Genomic DNA, 14545 nt, shown 5'->3' on the forward strand with positions numbered 1-14545 from the left:
GGAGGCGATCAATGGCGATCAGTGTCTTCGACCTGTTCTCAGTGGGCATCGGACCGTCCAGTTCGCACACCGTGGGGCCGATGCGAGCGGCCAAGCGATTCGCGCGGAGACTGCTCGATGCCGACTTGATTCCGCAGGTCACAAGGGTCAAAGCGGAGTTGTTCGGCTCGTTGGGTGCCACCGGGCACGGGCACGGCAGCCCGAAGGCGGTGCTGCTGGGCCTGGAGGGCCACAACCCGGAGACCGTCGATCCGGCCGCGGTGGCGGACCGGGTCGCCGAGATCGGCGCGACGGGGCGGTTGCGCCTGGACGGCACGCACGAGATCCGGTTCAGCTCGGACCGCGATCTCGTGATGCACCGCCGCAGGTCCCTGCCGGTGCACCCGAACGGGATGCGGTTCACCGCGTTCGCCGGGGACACCGAGCTGGACAGCGCGGTGTACTACTCGGTGGGCGGCGGTTTCGTCGTCGACGAGGAGGAGACCGGCGCCGACCGGATCAAACCGGACGAGACCGAGCTGCGGCTGCCGTTCCGCACCGGAGCGGAACTGCTCGACCGCACAGCGGAGTCCGGGCTGTCCATCAGCGGCGTCATGCTGGCCAACGAGCTGTCGTGGCGCGGTGAGGACGCGGTCCGCAAGGAACTGCTGGACATCTGGCACGTCATGCAGGAGTGCGTGGACAACGGCTGCCGCAACACCGGGGAACTGCCCGGCGGGCTGAAGGTCAAGCGGCGGGCCGCGGAGCTGGCCGCGGCGCTGACCGGTCAGGACGACCCGCTGGAGTGGGTCACCCTGTTCGCGCTCGCGGTGAACGAGGAGAACGCGGCCGGTGGCCGGGTGGTGACGGCCCCGACCAACGGTGCGGCGGGCATCGTCCCGGCGGTGCTGCACTACTACACCCGGTTCGTGCCCGGTGCGAACGACGACGGCGTGGTGCGGTTCCTGCTGGCGGCGGGCGCGGTCGGGGTGCTGTTCAAGGAGAACGCCTCGATCTCCGGGGCCGAGGTCGGGTGCCAGGGCGAGGTCGGTTCGGCGTGCTCGATGGCCGCGGCCGGGCTGGCGGAGGTGCTCGGCGGCACGCCGCGCCAGGTGGAGAACGCCGCCGAGATCGCGATGGAGCACAACCTCGGGCTCACCTGCGATCCGATCGGCGGGCTGGTGCAGATCCCGTGCATCGAGCGCAACGCGGTGGCCTCGGTCAAGGCGATCACCGCGGCGCGGATGGCGCTGCGCGGCGACGGCAACCACTTCGTCTCGCTGGACAAGGTGATCAAGACGATGCGCGAGACCGGCCGCGACATGAAGGTCAAGTACAAGGAGACCGCCCGCGGCGGGCTCGCGGTCAACGTCATCGAGTGCTGATCCCGGTGCGGGCGGTGCGAGGATGGGAACTTTCCTGTCACCGCCCGCGCCGTTGACGCGAGGATGGGAACCTTCCTGTCACCGGACGGGCGGCAGGAAGGCCCCGGGGTCAGGCTTCGGCGAACTTGAGACCGGCGATGCCGACCAGGATCAGCGCCAGGAACGCCAGGCGCGGCCACGTCACCGGTTCGCCGAAGGCGAGCATTCCGACGGCCGCGACGCCGATCGTGCCGATGCCGACCCAGATCGCGTAGGCGCTGCCGACCGGCAGGTGCTTCAGCGCGACCGACAGCAGGCCGAGGCTCACCATGGCGACCGCGATTCCCACGACCGCCGGCCACAGCCGCGTCATGCCTTCCGCGTGCTTCAACGCCAGCGACCAGACGATCTCGAGCAGGCCGGCGACGATGAGCAGGATCCAGGCCATTTCGGTGCCCTCCCGGTTCAGGCGTTGGCGCCGCCGTCGACGGTGATCGAGGTGCCCGTGATGTTGCGACCGGATTCCCCGGCGAGGTGCGCGACGGTCGCCGCGATGTCGGCGGGCGTGGCGTAGCGGCCGAGCGCGGTCAGCGCCCGTTCGGCGTCGGCCTCCGGCCCGTCGGCCGGGTTCATCTCGGTGTCGGTCGAGCCGGGTTGGACCACGTTGGCCGTGATGCCGCGCGGGCCCAGGTCGCGGGCGAGGCCCTTGGTGAAGCCGACCAGCGCGGACTTGCTCAGCGAGTACAGGCTCAGGCCGGGGCCGGGAACCCGTTCGGCGAGATTGCTCCCGATGTTGATGATCCGCCCGCCTTCGGGCAGGTGGGCGATGGCGGCCTGCACCGCCACGAACACCGCGCGCACGTGGACGGCGACGATCTCGTCGAACTGGTCGAGGGTCAGCTCGTCGATCGTGCCGTAGGTGTAGATCCCGGCGTTGTTGACCAGGACGTCCAGCCGGCCGAACTCGTCGACAGTGCGCTGAACCGCGTTCGCCACCGCTGCGGCGTCGGTGGCGGGTGCGGCGATCGCCAGACCGCGGCGACCGGTTCCCGAGATCTTCCCGACGACGGCGTCGGCCCGCTCGGCACCGGTGTTGTAGGTGATCGCGACATCGGCGCCGTCGGCGGCCAGCCGTTCGGCGATCCCGGCCCCGATCCCGCGTCCGCCGCCGGTAATCAGAGCAACCTTGCCCGCTAGTGACGTCATGAGCACCTCATTATTATGTATCGAACGACATATAAATGGCTAGCACGGGATACCCTGAGGCGTCAACGCAGATCGGGTCGGCGATGATGACCCGCGCCGGAGTTCGCGAGGAGGACGAGATGCCGCCGCCAGGTCGACCGCGCAGCTTCGACCGCGCAGCCGCGCTGCGGGCCGCGATGGAGCTGTTCTGGGAAAGGGGCTACGAGGCGACGTCGCTGACCGACCTCACGACGGCGATGGGCATCAGCTCACCGAGCCTCTACGCCGCCTTCGGCTCCAAGGAGAACCTCTTCCGCGAAACGATCGCCCTCTACAACAGCGCTGATGAAGCGGTGGGGGAGCACTCGCTCGGGAAGCACCCGACTGCGCGTGAGTCGATCGAGGCGATGCTGCGCGACAACGCCGACGCCTATGTGGACCCCGGCACGCCGCGCGGTTGCATGGTCGTGCTCGCGGCGACCAACTGCGGGCCGGACAACCAGCGCGTCCAGGACTTCCTCGCCGAATGCCGCAGGGACGACCACCGCGCGGTCCGCGCGCGGCTGGACCGCGCGGTCGCCGAGGGAGACGTCCCGGAAGATGCCGATCTGGAGGCGATCGCCTCGTTCTACCTGACCGTCCTGCAGGGCTTGTCGATCCAGGCCCGCGACGGCTGCTCCCGCGAAACCGCGCACGCGATCATCGACTGCGCGATGTCGGCTTGGCCCGGCCTGGTCGGCGAGCCGCAGTCGCGGGCGGGATGACAGAAAGGTTCCCATGCTCGCAGGGCCGTGACAGGAAGGTTCCCATGCTCGCGCGGGTGCGCGACGGGTCGCGGTGACAGGAAAGTTCCCATCCTCGCGCGACCGTCCACACCGGAGTCAGGCGAAGAGCACGAAGGCCAGGCCGGAGCAGCCCGCCACAACCGCCAGCGCCGTCACCGCCGCCGGCAGCGCTCCGCCGGGGAGCGGCGCTCGTTCGCGCAGGCGGCGTTCGCCGTCGAGGTGGCGGCGCCAGAGCAGCCAGCCGATGGTCAGCCCGAGCGGCAGCGCCAGTGCCGCGCAGATCAGCGCGGCCAGCAAGTTCACGTGGCCCATGAGCCGCAGCAGCACCAGCAGTCCGATGACGAACGCGAGCGTCGTTCGCAACCAGGCGAGGGTGGTGCGCTCGATCTGCAAGCCCGGATCCCACGGGCCCTCGGGCCGTCGCGCCATGATCAGACCCCGGTGAGCAGCAGCAGGACGCAGGAGGCCACCCCGATCACGCCCAGCCCGTACCCGAGCGCCGGTGCCAGGCGCGGCGCGGGCAGCGGGCGGCCCTGCCGCAAGGCGCGCTCGGTGGTCATCCACCGCGTGAAAGCCGTTGCGCTGCAGAGCACCCCGGCGAGCAGCAGCGCCACCGCCAGGGCTGTCCGGAGTGGATTCGGGTGGCCGGTGACCGCGTTGAGCGCTTCGATGCCGACGCCGCCCGCCATCAGCGCCAGCGCGGTGCGGATCCAGGCCAGGAAGGTGCGCTCGTTGGCGAGGGTGAACCGGGGATCGGGTTCGTCGCCCTGCTCGTAGAGCCGCTTGGGCCAGCGCGAATGCTCTTCCCGGTCGGATGCCATGAGCTCACGGTAACCCGGGTGCGGAACGTGACGGCCCGTGCCGGAGCGGTGTCGGGCCCCGCGTGCCTGCGGGGCCCGACGCACTGCTCAGAAGGCGAACACCTTGCCGGTGGAGGCATCCGCGATGCACTTGTTCGAGTAGGTCTTCTCGAAGGTGACCGGCCGTCCCTGCCAGGTGCCGCGCGCGGTGTAGGTCACCGGCTTGTGGATGAAGTTGCACGTGCTCTGCGCTTCGGTGAGCTTGGTGAGATCACCGCCGACCGCGTTGAGCGTCTGGCAGGCGGAGAGGGCGTGCGGGTGCGTACCGCCCGCCGGATGACAGTTCAGCACGGCGTTCCGCGGGACCTCGTCGCGATTCGCGCTGCTGACCGTGAGGTTCAGGGTGCTCCAGTTCGCTTCCGCCGCGGGTTCCGCGTTGGCCAGCGCCGGGGCGAGTGCAGTGCCCGCGAGGGTGGCTGCGGCGAGGAAGATGCGGCCGGTGAGCCGTGTTTCGACCATCTCGTCAGTCCTCCTGGGTTTGGAGAGGCATTCCGCTTCCCTTTATCGCCGCACCCGTCCGAAGTGCCGCACATCGCGGCTCTGGACCACCGGAAAGGGGTTCGCCCAGGCAGGTTTGCTGTACGAACGGTCACTGAACAGGACATTTCGACCTTGTTCGACATCGCTCGTCCGAGGGGTGATGCGCGAAAAGGTGGTGGACCTTTCGCGGATCACTGGCCATTGTGATCCCGGGCCCGGGTCGTCGTGCGTGGCGACGACCGCTCCCGGGGGCCTCGGCGATGGACAGGAGACCAGATGGCATCGGCACCCGCGGGCCCGGACCGCGTCGCGGTGCGCAAGGCCGCGTTCGCCAGCGCGGTCGGCAACACGATCGAGCTCTACGACTTCCTGATCTACGGCACCGCGGCCGCCGTGGTGTTCAACAAGCTGTTCTTCCCCTCCGGAGACCCGTGGGTGGGCGCGCTGCTGGCGTTCGCCACCTTCGGGGCCGGGTTCCTCGCCCGGCCGCTGGGCGCCGCGGTCATCGGGCACTTCGGCGACTTGGTGGGCCGCAAGCGGATGCTCGTGATCACCCTGAGCGTGACCGGTGTGTGCACGGCGCTGATCGGATTGCTGCCCACCTACCACCAGGTCGGTGTGTGGGCGCCGCTGCTGCTCGTGACGTTGCGCGTGATCCAGGGCTTCTTCCTCGGCGGGGAACAGGGCGGCGCGGTGCTGATGGCGGTGGAGCACGCCCCGCCGCACCGGCACGGCTGGTACGGCGGGTGGACGTTCCTGGGCTCGCCGACCGGGATGTTCCTGGCCACCGGCGCGTTCGCCGGGGCCACCGCCATCTCCGGCGACCAGTTCCTCACCTGGGGATGGCGACTTCCGTTCCTGGTGAGCCTGGTGCTGGTCGGGGTCGGCCTGTACGTGCGGCTGCGGCTGGCCGAGAGCCCGGAGTTCGCGAAGATCCGCCAGCGCGGCGAGCGCGCCAGGCTGCCGGTGGCCGAGGCGTTCGCGCGCTCCTGGCGGCAGATCGTGCTGTCGGCCGGGGTCAACCTGGGCTTCAACACGTTCATCTTCATCCTGACCACGTTCCTGCTGACCTACGGCACCGAGAAGCTGGGCGCGACCCGCGACGTGATGCTGCTGGGCAGCCTGTGCGGATCGGCGGCGCAGATCGCCGGGATCCTGCTGTTCTCCCACCTCTCGGACCGCCTCGGCCGCACCCAGGTGATGCTCGGCGGCGGGATCTTCCTCGCGGTGTACGCCTTCCCGATGTTCTGGCTGCTGGACACCGCGAACCCGGCGCTGATCGTGCTGGCGATGACCCTGGGCTACGCCGGTTCGGCGGCGGTCTTCGGGCCGATGGCGGCGTTCTGCGCCGAGCTGTTCGCCACGAAGGTCCGCTACACCGGGGTGTCCCTGGGCTACCAGAGCGGCTCGGTGCTCGGCGGCGGGTTGTCCCCGGTGGTGGCGACGGCGCTGCTGAGCTTCTCCGGCGGCGCGTCCTGGCCCATCGCCGCGTACCTGGTGGCCGGTGCGCTGGTCACGGTGATCTGCCTGGTGATCACCGGCGAGCCGACCAGGTGGGCCGAGTCCGAGCGGGAGTGAGCTGCGGGGCCGTCAGATCGGCTGGGTGAGGTTCACCGCGTTGCCGTCCGGGTCCTTGACGTGCGCGACGCGCTGGCCCCACGGCATGTCGTTGGGCGGCCCCAGCACCTCGCCGCCCGCCGGTGCGACCCGTGCCAGCACTTCGTCGACGTTGTCGACGAAGAAGTTGAGCAGGACACGGCCCGGCTCGCCGGGTTTCGCCGCGTCGTCCTGGACGAGCCCGAGCCCGGCGCCGCGGATCTGCAGGCCGAGGAAGAAGACGGTGCCCTCGGCTGGCACGCGCGAGGCCTCCTCGGCGCCGAACACCGCCCGGTAGAAGCCCTGCAAGCGATCGATGTCCGACGTGATGATGATCGGTTCGATGGTCATCGGAGTCCTTTGCGGTTCACGCGGGCCACGGCCCGCGAACGGTCCTTCCGGAAGTGGACTCGGACCGCGCCCGGAACTCACCGCCGGCTCCGCCGTGACAGGAAGGTTCCCATGCTCGCACCGGCGTGACAGGGAAGTTCCCCTGCGCAGGCCCGCGCCGGGATGACAGGAAGGTTCCCATGCTCGCATCTCGGTGACAGGAAGGTTCCCATGCTCGCGCTCGCGGGCGCGCGGATGACAGGAAGGTTCCCTTGCTCGCGCCCGCTCCGCGGTCAGGTGGCGTAGAGCTGGTCGATGATGTCGGCGTACTTCTCGTGGATCACCCGGCGCTTGAGCTTCAGCGTCGGGGTCAGCTCGCCGCCCTCGACGCCCCACGAGTGGGCGAGAACCCGGTACTGCTTCACCTGTTCCGGCCGGTTCAGCCGGGAGTTCGCGGCCGCCACCGCGGTGGCCACTTCGGACTGGACCGCCGGGTGCTCGGCCAGTTCGCGCAGGGAGTTGAAGGAGATTCCGCGTTCGCGCGCCCACTTCGGCGCCGCGTCCTCGTCGAGTACCAGCAGCGCGACCAGGTACGGGCGGCGGTCGCCGAACACCAGCGCGTGGCCGAGCAGCGGATGCGCGCGCAGCGCGTTCTCCACCGCGGTGGGCGCGATGTTCTTGCCACCGGCGGAGATGATCAGCTCCTTCTTGCGGTCGGTGATGCTCAGGAAACCGTCGTCGTCGAGGACTCCGATGTCGCCGGTGCGCAGCCACCCGTCGGCATCGGCGGCCGGGCGGATCACGCCGTCCGGTTCGAGGTAGCCCGCGCACACCAGCGGGCCGCGCACCAGCACTTCGCCGTCGTCGCCGATCCGCAGCTCCACTCCGGGAACCGCGCGGCCCACCGTGCCGGGGCGGTTCGCGCCCGCGTGGTTGGTGGTCGCGCAGCCGGACGTCTCGGTCATGCCCCACAGCTCGAAGATGTCCACGCCGATGGTGCTGAACAGCTCCACCAGCTCGCTGTCGATCGGGGCGGCACCGCTGGCCGGCCACGTGGCGCGGTCGAGCCCGAGCCGGGAGCGCAACCGCCGCGCCTGCGAGGTGCGCTGCTCGGCCGGGATGCCGCGGAGCGCGGCGGCGAGCTTCTCCCAGATCCTCGGGACGGCGAAGAACAGCGCCGGCCGGGCGCGGGCCAGCGTCGCGGGCAGCTGCTTCGGATCGGCGCAGAAGTGCACGTGGGCGACGTCGTGGATGGCCGCGTAGATCCCCACCATGCGCTCGGCGATGTGGGCCAGCGGCAGGTAGCAGATCCGCGGCGCGTGCCGTTCGGCTTGCGTGGCCTGGTGCAGGGACGCCGCGGCGAAGCAGATGTTGCGGTGGGTCAGCACCACGCCCTTCTGCTCGCCCGTGGTGCCGGAGGTGTAGAGGATCGCGGCCGGGTCCGCCGGGTTGGTCGCCGCCGAGGCCCGCTGCACCAGCTCGGGATCTTCGCGCAAGCGCTGCTCGCCGAGCGCCCGGAGCCGGTCCCACGTCCGGAACCGCTCGTCGGCCGACACCATCACCTGTTCGTCGAGCACCGCGACGTGCTCGATGGCGGAGGCGTTGCGCAGTGTCTTGGACCAGCGGCGCAGCTGATCGGCTCCGTCGAGCACCACGATCTTGGCGCGGCTGTGGTGGGCGATGTAGTGCACCTGGTCCTGGCTGAGCGTGGGGTAGAGGGTGCTGGGTACGGCGCCGAGGTGGGTGGCCGCCACGTCGATCAGCCAGTGCTCGACCCGGTTCGGCACCATGATCAGCACGGTCTGGCCGCGTTGCAGGCCGAGCGCGGCGAGACCGGCGGCCAGCACCTGGACCTCCTGCTGGGCCTGCTCCCAGGTCAGCGTCCGATCGCCGTCGGTCAGCGCGGGCTCCTGCGGGAACTGCGCGACGTTGCGCGAGAACAACTGCGGGACAGTCGTCTCCAGCGCTGCGGTCGCCCATGCTTCCGAATCGCTCATCGCGGCTGAGCTCCCCTCGACGCACCCGGTACGGCGTGACGGTCGTCACGCGATGAAACCGCACGGGGGGTCGAGTTGGCCAGCGGCCGAGCCTTCAATCGCCCAGCAGGCTCAACGATCCTTTCCGATTGCTACGCGTCGCGGAGCGGTGCCGGTGCGGCGGCTCGGGGCATTTCCGCTGGTGGCGACCCGTGAGTACTTTGGGGTGCTATGACACCCCAAAGTACTCACGGCTGCTGACCAGCCGAAACGGAAGGTCTTTCAGCGCCGGGCGGCCCGCTCAGACGTGGTCGCGGATGACGTCGTTGACGGCCCGCTGGAACCCGTTGACCAGCACCTGGATCGTCAGCGGGCGCAGCTGGTCGGTCGTGGCGCGGACCCGTTCCCGCTCGTCCTCCGGGCGGCCGCGCTCGACGTAGGGGCGCAGCACGTTCGCGGCGAACAGCTCGCGCAGCTCGGCGGCGATCTGCGCGGTGTGCTGCTCGACGATCGCCTTCGCCTGCACCAGCATCTCCGACGGCAGATCCAGGTCGAGGATCTGCAGCCCGACTCCGAGCATCGCCGGGCTGGGCGCCCGCAAGGCGGTGGACCCCGGGATCCGCTGCAGGATGCCGAGATCGATCAGCTGGTCGACCAGCTCGTCGTCCAGGTGCCGCCCGGCGCGGCGGTCGAGCTCGTGGCGCTCCAGGTCTTCGGCGTGCTCGTCGGTCCACGGCGCTATGAGCGCGCGCTGCAGGGCGAGATCATCGGGCGAGGCGTCCTCGGGCAGGCGCGCCAGGTGGCGTTCGATCGCCGACAGCGTGAAGCCGAGCGCCTGCAGCTCCCGGATGAGGTCGAGCCGCGCGAGGTGGTCGCCGCCGTAGAGGCCGAGCCGGCCGCGCAGGCGGGGCGGCGGCAGCAGACCGCGCGAGGAGTAGAACCGGACGGTCCGCACGGTGACTCCGGCGCGGGCGGCCAGTTCGTCGATGGTGAGCTCTTCGTCCGCAGTTCGGAGCATGCCCGCAACGGTACTCCTCAACCGCTGTAACACCAACGCTGTCATATACGGCGGGCCCTTGACCTGCCCCGACGCGCTCTCCGCAGACCTCGTCGAGACGAGAGCGTCGGACTACCCGGTCCGCTCGATCAAGGAGGCCGGGTCCGTGCCCAGCAAGTGGTCCGGGAGATTCGGATCCAGCGCGTAGAGCCCCATGTCGGTGAAGAACGCACCCGAATTCTCCGAGAACTCGTCGGCCTTGAGCGCGATGTGCGAGCACCCGGCTTGCCGGGCTTCGGTCGCGAACCGGTGCAAGAGCTTGCGGCTCGCGCCGCGCTGGGGCGTTATTCCGGGGGCTCGGACGCGGAAAGCGCAGCCCCCTCCACGGCGCTGAGCGCTGCGATTCGAATTCCCCTGCGGTGGCGGGAGAAAATGTCTGGAAGGCGTTGGGTAGTCTGAGGTTTCACAGCTGCGAGACCGCTAGGTGCGGACCGCGTCTTCGTCATCCTCGCCAGGGCAAGGCGCTCTCGTGGTGCTTCCTTCGACTGGCGGTCGGATCGCCGAGGGATCAGCCGGCGCGGCGCTCTTGAGGGAAGGTGCGCACATGGTCGCGGTGGACGACCGCCGACGCTCGACGAGGTCCGGCCCCACCCGGTGGGTTTCGTGGACGTTGGCCGCAACAGTCATGGCCGTCGGTCTGCTGGCCTGCGTCGGGGCGTCGACCGTGTTGTGGACCAACTACGCGATCTACCCCGTCTCGGCCCCCGACATGAGCAACACCGTGCAGCCCGGCGAGGACGTGATCGTCGCTGTGACCGGTGGTCGCGACGTGCAGCGGGGCGACGTCGTCGTCTTCGACGGGTCGTCCTGGTCCTTCGACGAGTCGTTCATCAAGAGGGTCGTCGCGGTCGGCGGGGACGCGGTCTCCTGCTGCGACCAGCAGGGCCGGATCCAGGTGAACGGTACGCCGATCTCCGAGGACTACGTCCGCCACGACGATCCCTCGGGCGAGCAGGCCGGGCAGTTGCCGTTCGAGGAGGTCGTGCCCCAGGGCATGGTCTTCGTCCTCGGTGACTGGCGGGCGAACTCCGCGGACTCCCGGGTTCATCGCGACCAGCAAGGGCGGGGGAGCATCCCCGTTTCCGCGATCGCGGGACCGGTGGTGGGAATCCACGAGCCGTGGACCACCCCGAGGGACGTGCCGACGACCTCGGCGTTCACCGATGTCGGCCTGGCCACGCCCGCTCCAGCGGATCAGCGCTACGCCTACTTGTTCTGGGCAGCACCCGTCGGCGCATTGCTCTGCGGGATCGGCTTCGTGTGGCTCCTGGTCCTCGCGGTGACCGCGCTCGTGCGCAGGTCGCGACGAAGAGAGAGCCCTTTCCCGCGCTGAATGCGGCTTGCTCGGGCAGCGGGTTCACCCGTTCGACGGGTAACCGGTTCCGTTCGGTTCGCGATCAATGTTCGGCAGGGCGGCGCTGTGCCGCCCTGGTAATCACGACCGACGTGGTGTCGGTGCTGTCCTTCGCGGACGAATCCGCGGCGACGCGGTTCGCCGCGCGGTTCGGCACGGATGCCTTCAGCCGCGGCGCCATCGTCCTGCAGTACGCAGCCGCACGGACCCCGGAGGACCAGCGGGCGCAGTTCGAATCGTCGTTGGCGACGTTGGTGGAGTAGTGCCTGCGGTTGTTCCTGGGGCAATCCTGAGCGCTCCGCCAACGGTTTTCCCGCATGTCACCACCTTCCGGTGCGACGCCCTTGACTTCGGCCAATGTCGAGCTTTCAAGGTGGTGTCATGACTGATCAGCAGATCCAGACGCGGCCGGTCCAGCCCGCCGCCCACCACGACGACGCGCAGGCCCGGATCGACAGCTGGTGGCTGTTGCCCACGGCGGAGGAGGCCGACGCGGCAGCTCGCCGGGCCCTGGAGGTGATGCCCCGGACGGACGGGCTGCTCCGGTTCTCGGTGCTGCGCGCTCCGGCGGAACCCGCGCTGTTCCTCCAATCGCTGTGGACCACCGCCGCGGCGCGCGATCACTACGTCCATCAGGTCGCGGCTGCCCCGAGGGCCGCGGTCGACGAGCGGGCTCCCGGCATCCAGCGGGATCGGGCGTTGACCGAGATCGTCGCCGTAGTCGCGCATTCCGAATTGGTCGCCGAGAAGTGGGTCACCCGACGGATTCCCGTCGTCGAGGACGCTCGAGCGCAGGTGGACCGGGAGATCGCCCGGCTGCGCGGCCATGACGCGCCAGGCCTGGTCCGGGCCTCGATCGGGCTCGCTCGCGATGAGCACGGCGAACCGGTCGAGGTCGTCGTCATCGAAGAGCGGAACGGGCCGACGGGAGACGTGCTCGGCTACGAGCCGGTCGGCGCCGTCGCCTCTGCCCGCGAAACCTTGACGTCTGTTACACCAGCTATGTAACACTAACTGCGTCGCGCTTCGTGTGCTGCGCGACACAGGCCGTCGAGAGGTGTGGCGTGACGCGAACAGGTGGACCGCTGGCCGGAGTCAAGGTCGTCGAACTGGCCGGGATCGGCCCGGCGCCGTTCTGCGCGATGTTGCTCGCCGACCTCGGAGCCGAGGTGGTCCGAGTGGACCGGCCGACGGCCTCCGGCGGCGAAGGCGATCTGCTCAACCGCGGCAAGCGGTCGGTGCAGGTCGACCTCAAGCACGAGCGCGGCGCGGAAGCCGTGCTCGCCCTGGTCGAACAGGCCGATGTGCTGCTCGAAGGGCTGCGACCCGGCGTCACCGAGCGGCTGGGCGTGGGACCGGAGCAGTGCTGGGCGGTCAACCCGCGGCTCGTCTACGGGCGGATGACGGGCTGGGGTCAGCAGGGGCCGCTGGCGCCGACCGCGGGGCACGACATCGACTACATCGCGCTGACCGGCATGCTGCACGCGATCGGCCGCCAGGGCGGCCCGCCGCAGGTACCGGCGAACCTGCTCGGCGACTTCGGCGGCGGTGCGATGTACCTGGCAGTCGGGGTGCTGGCGGCGTTGCTGGAAGCGCGCACGAGCGGCCGCGGGCAGGTCGTCGACGCGGCCATCGTGGACGGTGCCGCGCACCTCGGCGCGATGCTGTTCGGATTCCTGGGCACCGGTGGCTGGAAGACCGAGCGCGGCACGAACCTGCTGGACACTGGCGCCCCCTATTACGACGTCTACGAAACGGCCGACGGCGAGTACGTGTCGGTCGGCGCGCTGGAACCGCAGTTCTACGCCGAACTGGTGCAACGGCTGGGCGTGGCCGAGGTGGTTCCCGACCGCGACGACCCGGCGAACTGGCCGCGGCTGCGGGAGATCTTCGCCGAGACCTTCCGGCAGCGCACCCGCCAGGAGTGGACCGAGGTGTTCGACGGCACCGACGCGTGCGTGGCCCCGGTGCTGTCCATGACCGAAGCCGCGGAACACCCGCACGTGGCGGCCCGGGAGTCCCTGGTGCGCCGCGACGGCGTGCTGCAACCGGCGCCGGCTCCGCGCTTCAGCCGCACCCCGAACCCCGAGCCGGGACCGGTGGCGACGCCCGGTTCGGACACCGAAGCCGTGGTGCGGGACTGGAAGATCCCGCAGGACCTGCTCGACTCGGGCGCCTTCGGCACACAGCGCTGACCTGGGCGCGGCGGGGGAGGTGACAGAAAGGTTCCCATGCTCACCTCCGGCCGCGCCGCGGCCCGGGATGACAGGAAGGTTCCCATGCTCGCACTGCGGCGCGGGCGCGGTGACAGGAAAGTTCCCATGCTCGCGCCGCGGTGCGGGCATGGTTGACAGGAAGGTTCCCTTCCTCGCATGACCAGCACGGATCGAATGGAGGCGTGAACCGATGCGCAGGGAGTTGTTCGAGCCCGAGCACGAGGCGTTCCGCGAAACGGTGCGCACGTTCGTCAACAAGGAGCTCGTGCCGCACGTCGAGGAGTGGGAAGCCGCCGGAGTAGTCAGCCGGGACGCCTGGCTGGCGGCCGGCGCGCAGGGGCTGCTCGGCTTCGCCGTCGACGAGCGCTACGGCGGTGGTGGTGTCGACGACTTCCGGTTCAACGTCGTGTTCGACGAGGAGCTGGTCAACGCGGGCGTCTCCGGCTTCGGCTCGCCGCTGCACAACGACATCGTCGCGCCCTACCTGCTGGCGCTCGCCACCGAGGAGCAGAAGCAGCGCTGGCTGCCGGGCTTCTGCTCGGGCGAGACGATCACCGCGATCGCCATGACCGAACCCGGCGCGGGCAGCGACCTGCAGGGCATCCGCACCAGCGCGGTGCGCGACGGCGACGACTTCATCCTCAACGGGCAGAAGACGTTCATCACCAACGGCATCCTCGCCGACCTGGTGATCGTGGTGGCCCGCACCGATCCCGACGCCGGGCACGAGGGCATCAGCCTGCTGGTGGTGGAGCGCGGCATGCCCGGCTTCGAGCGCGGCCGCAACCTGGACAAGATCGGCCTGAAGTCGCAGGACACCGCGGAGCTGTTCTTCAACGACGTGCGGGTGCCCACCACCAACCTGCTCGGCGAGGAGGGGCAGGGCTTCATCTACCTGATGCAGAACCTGCCGCAGGAGCGGCTGTCGATCGCGGTCGCCTCGGCGGCCATCGCCGAGAAGGTGCTGGGCGCGACCAAGGAGTACTGCAAGGACCGCACCGCGTTCGGCCGGCCGATCGGCAAGTTCCAGCACGTCCGCTTCGAACTGGCGGAGATGGCCACCGAGGTCGAGATCGGCCGCGTGTTCACCGACCGCTGCGTGCAGGACCACGTGCGCGGTGAGCTCGACATCGAGCACGCCGCGATGGCGAAGTGGTGGCTCAGCGAGCTGAACAAGCGCGTGGTGGACCGCTGCCTGCAGCTGCACGGCGGCTACGGGTTCATGACGGAGTACCCGGTCGCCAAGGCGTTCCTGGACTCCCGCGTCCAGACCATCTACGGCGGCACCACCGAGATCATGAAGGAGATCATCGGTCGCTCCATGGGGTTCTGACGACCGCGAGTGCGCCATCGGGCTCTAGCC

The 14545-nt window shown here is 69.9% G+C and carries 17 protein-coding genes; 8 read left to right on the plus strand and 9 right to left on the minus strand.

The features are described 5' to 3' along the window. The first annotated feature begins 11 nt into the window (after positions 1-11). Positions 12-1364, plus strand: coding sequence for an L-serine ammonia-lyase (locus ATL45_RS19110; RefSeq protein ID WP_093157866.1), 1353 nt, complete (start codon positions 12-14; stop codon positions 1362-1364). A gap of 109 nt (positions 1365-1473) precedes the next feature. Here the strand turns inward: ATL45_RS19110 and ATL45_RS19115 are convergent, their stop codons facing one another. Next, positions 1474-1791, minus strand: coding sequence for a DMT family transporter (locus tag ATL45_RS19115; protein WP_093157864.1), 318 nt, complete (start codon positions 1789-1791; stop codon positions 1474-1476). A gap of 17 nt (positions 1792-1808) precedes the next feature. Further along, a complete protein-coding gene (locus ATL45_RS19120) occupies positions 1809-2549 on the minus strand; it encodes an SDR family NAD(P)-dependent oxidoreductase (RefSeq protein ID WP_093157863.1) in 741 nt (246 codons plus the stop codon). A gap of 119 nt (positions 2550-2668) precedes the next feature. Between ATL45_RS19120 and ATL45_RS19125 the strand changes: the two genes are divergently transcribed. Then, on the plus strand, positions 2669-3292 hold the full coding sequence (locus ATL45_RS19125; RefSeq protein WP_093157974.1) for a TetR/AcrR family transcriptional regulator: 624 nt from the start codon (positions 2669-2671) through the stop codon (positions 3290-3292). Positions 3293-3409: 117 nt separating this feature from the next. Here the strand turns inward: ATL45_RS19125 and ATL45_RS19130 are convergent, their stop codons facing one another. The 3 genes from ATL45_RS19130 to ATL45_RS19140 form a co-directional block, all read right to left on the minus strand. Further along, entirely contained in the window at positions 3410-3742 is a 333-nt protein-coding gene (locus tag ATL45_RS19130; RefSeq protein WP_093157861.1) for a DUF202 domain-containing protein, read from the minus strand. 2 nt (positions 3743-3744) lie between these two features. After that, positions 3745-4134 carry a YidH family protein gene (locus ATL45_RS19135; protein ID WP_093157859.1) on the minus strand — a complete coding sequence of 130 codons (390 nt, stop codon included), beginning with the start codon at positions 4132-4134 and terminating at the stop codon, positions 3745-3747. 87 nt (positions 4135-4221) lie between these two features. Next, on the minus strand, positions 4222-4632 hold the full coding sequence (locus ATL45_RS19140; RefSeq protein ID WP_093157857.1) for an SSI family serine proteinase inhibitor: 411 nt from the start codon (positions 4630-4632) through the stop codon (positions 4222-4224). A gap of 297 nt (positions 4633-4929) precedes the next feature. On the opposite strand from ATL45_RS19140, the gene ATL45_RS19145 reads away from it, so the two are divergent. Further along, positions 4930-6231: an MFS transporter gene (locus ATL45_RS19145; protein WP_093157856.1), complete on the plus strand. Its 1302-nt coding sequence runs from the start codon at positions 4930-4932 to the stop codon at positions 6229-6231. Between the two features lie 12 nt (positions 6232-6243). On the opposite strand, the gene ATL45_RS19150 is transcribed toward ATL45_RS19145, so the two are convergent. The 4 genes from ATL45_RS19150 to ATL45_RS19165 all read right to left on the minus strand — a co-directional run bounded on the left by ATL45_RS19150 (position 6244) and on the right by ATL45_RS19165 (position 9867). After that, a complete protein-coding gene (locus ATL45_RS19150; RefSeq protein ID WP_093157854.1) occupies positions 6244-6600 on the minus strand; it encodes a VOC family protein in 357 nt (118 codons plus the stop codon). 272 nt (positions 6601-6872) lie between these two features. Then, complete coding sequence (locus tag ATL45_RS19155) at positions 6873-8576, minus strand: AMP-dependent synthetase/ligase (RefSeq protein WP_093157853.1); 1704 nt, start codon at positions 8574-8576, stop codon at positions 6873-6875. A 280-nt stretch (positions 8577-8856) separates the two neighbouring features. Then, positions 8857-9573, minus strand: a complete 717-nt coding sequence (locus tag ATL45_RS19160; RefSeq protein ID WP_093157851.1) for a MerR family transcriptional regulator — start codon at positions 9571-9573, stop codon at positions 8857-8859. A 111-nt stretch (positions 9574-9684) separates the two neighbouring features. Beyond that, on the minus strand, positions 9685-9867 hold the full coding sequence (locus ATL45_RS19165) for a hypothetical protein (protein WP_093157850.1): 183 nt from the start codon (positions 9865-9867) through the stop codon (positions 9685-9687). A 289-nt stretch (positions 9868-10156) separates the two neighbouring features. On the opposite strand from ATL45_RS19165, the gene lepB reads away from it, so the two are divergent. From lepB to ATL45_RS19185, 5 genes are all read left to right on the plus strand, one after another. Further along, positions 10157-10945 (plus strand): signal peptidase I, encoded by a 789-nt coding sequence (gene lepB / locus ATL45_RS19170; protein ID WP_093157848.1) that lies wholly within the window; start codon positions 10157-10159, stop codon positions 10943-10945. Between the two features lie 122 nt (positions 10946-11067). Beyond that, on the plus strand, positions 11068-11229 hold the full coding sequence (locus ATL45_RS38935; protein ID WP_170210274.1) for a hypothetical protein: 162 nt from the start codon (positions 11068-11070) through the stop codon (positions 11227-11229). A gap of 118 nt (positions 11230-11347) precedes the next feature. Next, the gene (locus tag ATL45_RS19175; protein WP_093157847.1) at positions 11348-11974 is read left to right on the plus strand and encodes a hypothetical protein; all 627 of its coding nucleotides are present in this window, start codon (positions 11348-11350) and stop codon (positions 11972-11974) included. Between the two features lie 56 nt (positions 11975-12030). Continuing rightward, positions 12031-13161: a CaiB/BaiF CoA transferase family protein gene (locus ATL45_RS19180; protein ID WP_093157845.1), complete on the plus strand. Its 1131-nt coding sequence runs from the start codon at positions 12031-12033 to the stop codon at positions 13159-13161. A 211-nt stretch (positions 13162-13372) separates the two neighbouring features. Continuing rightward, positions 13373-14515, plus strand: coding sequence for an acyl-CoA dehydrogenase family protein (locus tag ATL45_RS19185; RefSeq protein WP_093157844.1), 1143 nt, complete (start codon positions 13373-13375; stop codon positions 14513-14515). Positions 14516-14545: the final 30 nt, after the last annotated feature.

This window comes from Saccharopolyspora antimicrobica (assembly GCF_003635025.1).
In the GTDB taxonomy this organism is placed as follows: domain Bacteria; phylum Actinomycetota; class Actinomycetes; order Mycobacteriales; family Pseudonocardiaceae; genus Saccharopolyspora; species Saccharopolyspora antimicrobica.

What these genes read in the sequence shown, in the direction of transcription:
- ATL45_RS19110 (WP_093157866.1), top strand. Translation starts at nt 12, where the DNA reads ATGGCGATCAGTGTCTTCGACCTGTTCTCAGTGGGCATCGGACCGTCC.
- ATL45_RS19115 (WP_093157864.1), bottom strand. Translation starts at nt 1,791, where the DNA reads ATGGCCTGGATCCTGCTCATCGTCGCCGGCCTGCTCGAGATCGTCTGG.
- ATL45_RS19120 (WP_093157863.1), bottom strand. Translation starts at nt 2,549, where the DNA reads ATGACGTCACTAGCGGGCAAGGTTGCTCTGATTACCGGCGGCGGACGC.
- ATL45_RS19125 (WP_093157974.1), top strand. Translation starts at nt 2,669, where the DNA reads ATGCCGCCGCCAGGTCGACCGCGCAGCTTCGACCGCGCAGCCGCGCTG.
- ATL45_RS19130 (WP_093157861.1), bottom strand. Translation starts at nt 3,742, where the DNA reads ATGGCGCGACGGCCCGAGGGCCCGTGGGATCCGGGCTTGCAGATCGAG.
- ATL45_RS19135 (WP_093157859.1), bottom strand. Translation starts at nt 4,134, where the DNA reads ATGGCATCCGACCGGGAAGAGCATTCGCGCTGGCCCAAGCGGCTCTAC.
- ATL45_RS19140 (WP_093157857.1), bottom strand. Translation starts at nt 4,632, where the DNA reads ATGGTCGAAACACGGCTCACCGGCCGCATCTTCCTCGCCGCAGCCACC.
- ATL45_RS19145 (WP_093157856.1), top strand. Translation starts at nt 4,930, where the DNA reads ATGGCATCGGCACCCGCGGGCCCGGACCGCGTCGCGGTGCGCAAGGCC.
- ATL45_RS19150 (WP_093157854.1), bottom strand. Translation starts at nt 6,600, where the DNA reads ATGACCATCGAACCGATCATCATCACGTCGGACATCGATCGCTTGCAG.
- ATL45_RS19155 (WP_093157853.1), bottom strand. Translation starts at nt 8,576, where the DNA reads ATGAGCGATTCGGAAGCATGGGCGACCGCAGCGCTGGAGACGACTGTC.
- ATL45_RS19160 (WP_093157851.1), bottom strand. Translation starts at nt 9,573, where the DNA reads ATGCTCCGAACTGCGGACGAAGAGCTCACCATCGACGAACTGGCCGCC.
- lepB (WP_093157848.1), top strand. Translation starts at nt 10,157, where the DNA reads ATGGTCGCGGTGGACGACCGCCGACGCTCGACGAGGTCCGGCCCCACC.
- ATL45_RS19175 (WP_093157847.1), top strand. Translation starts at nt 11,348, where the DNA reads ATGACTGATCAGCAGATCCAGACGCGGCCGGTCCAGCCCGCCGCCCAC.
- ATL45_RS19185 (WP_093157844.1), top strand. Translation starts at nt 13,373, where the DNA reads ATGCGCAGGGAGTTGTTCGAGCCCGAGCACGAGGCGTTCCGCGAAACG.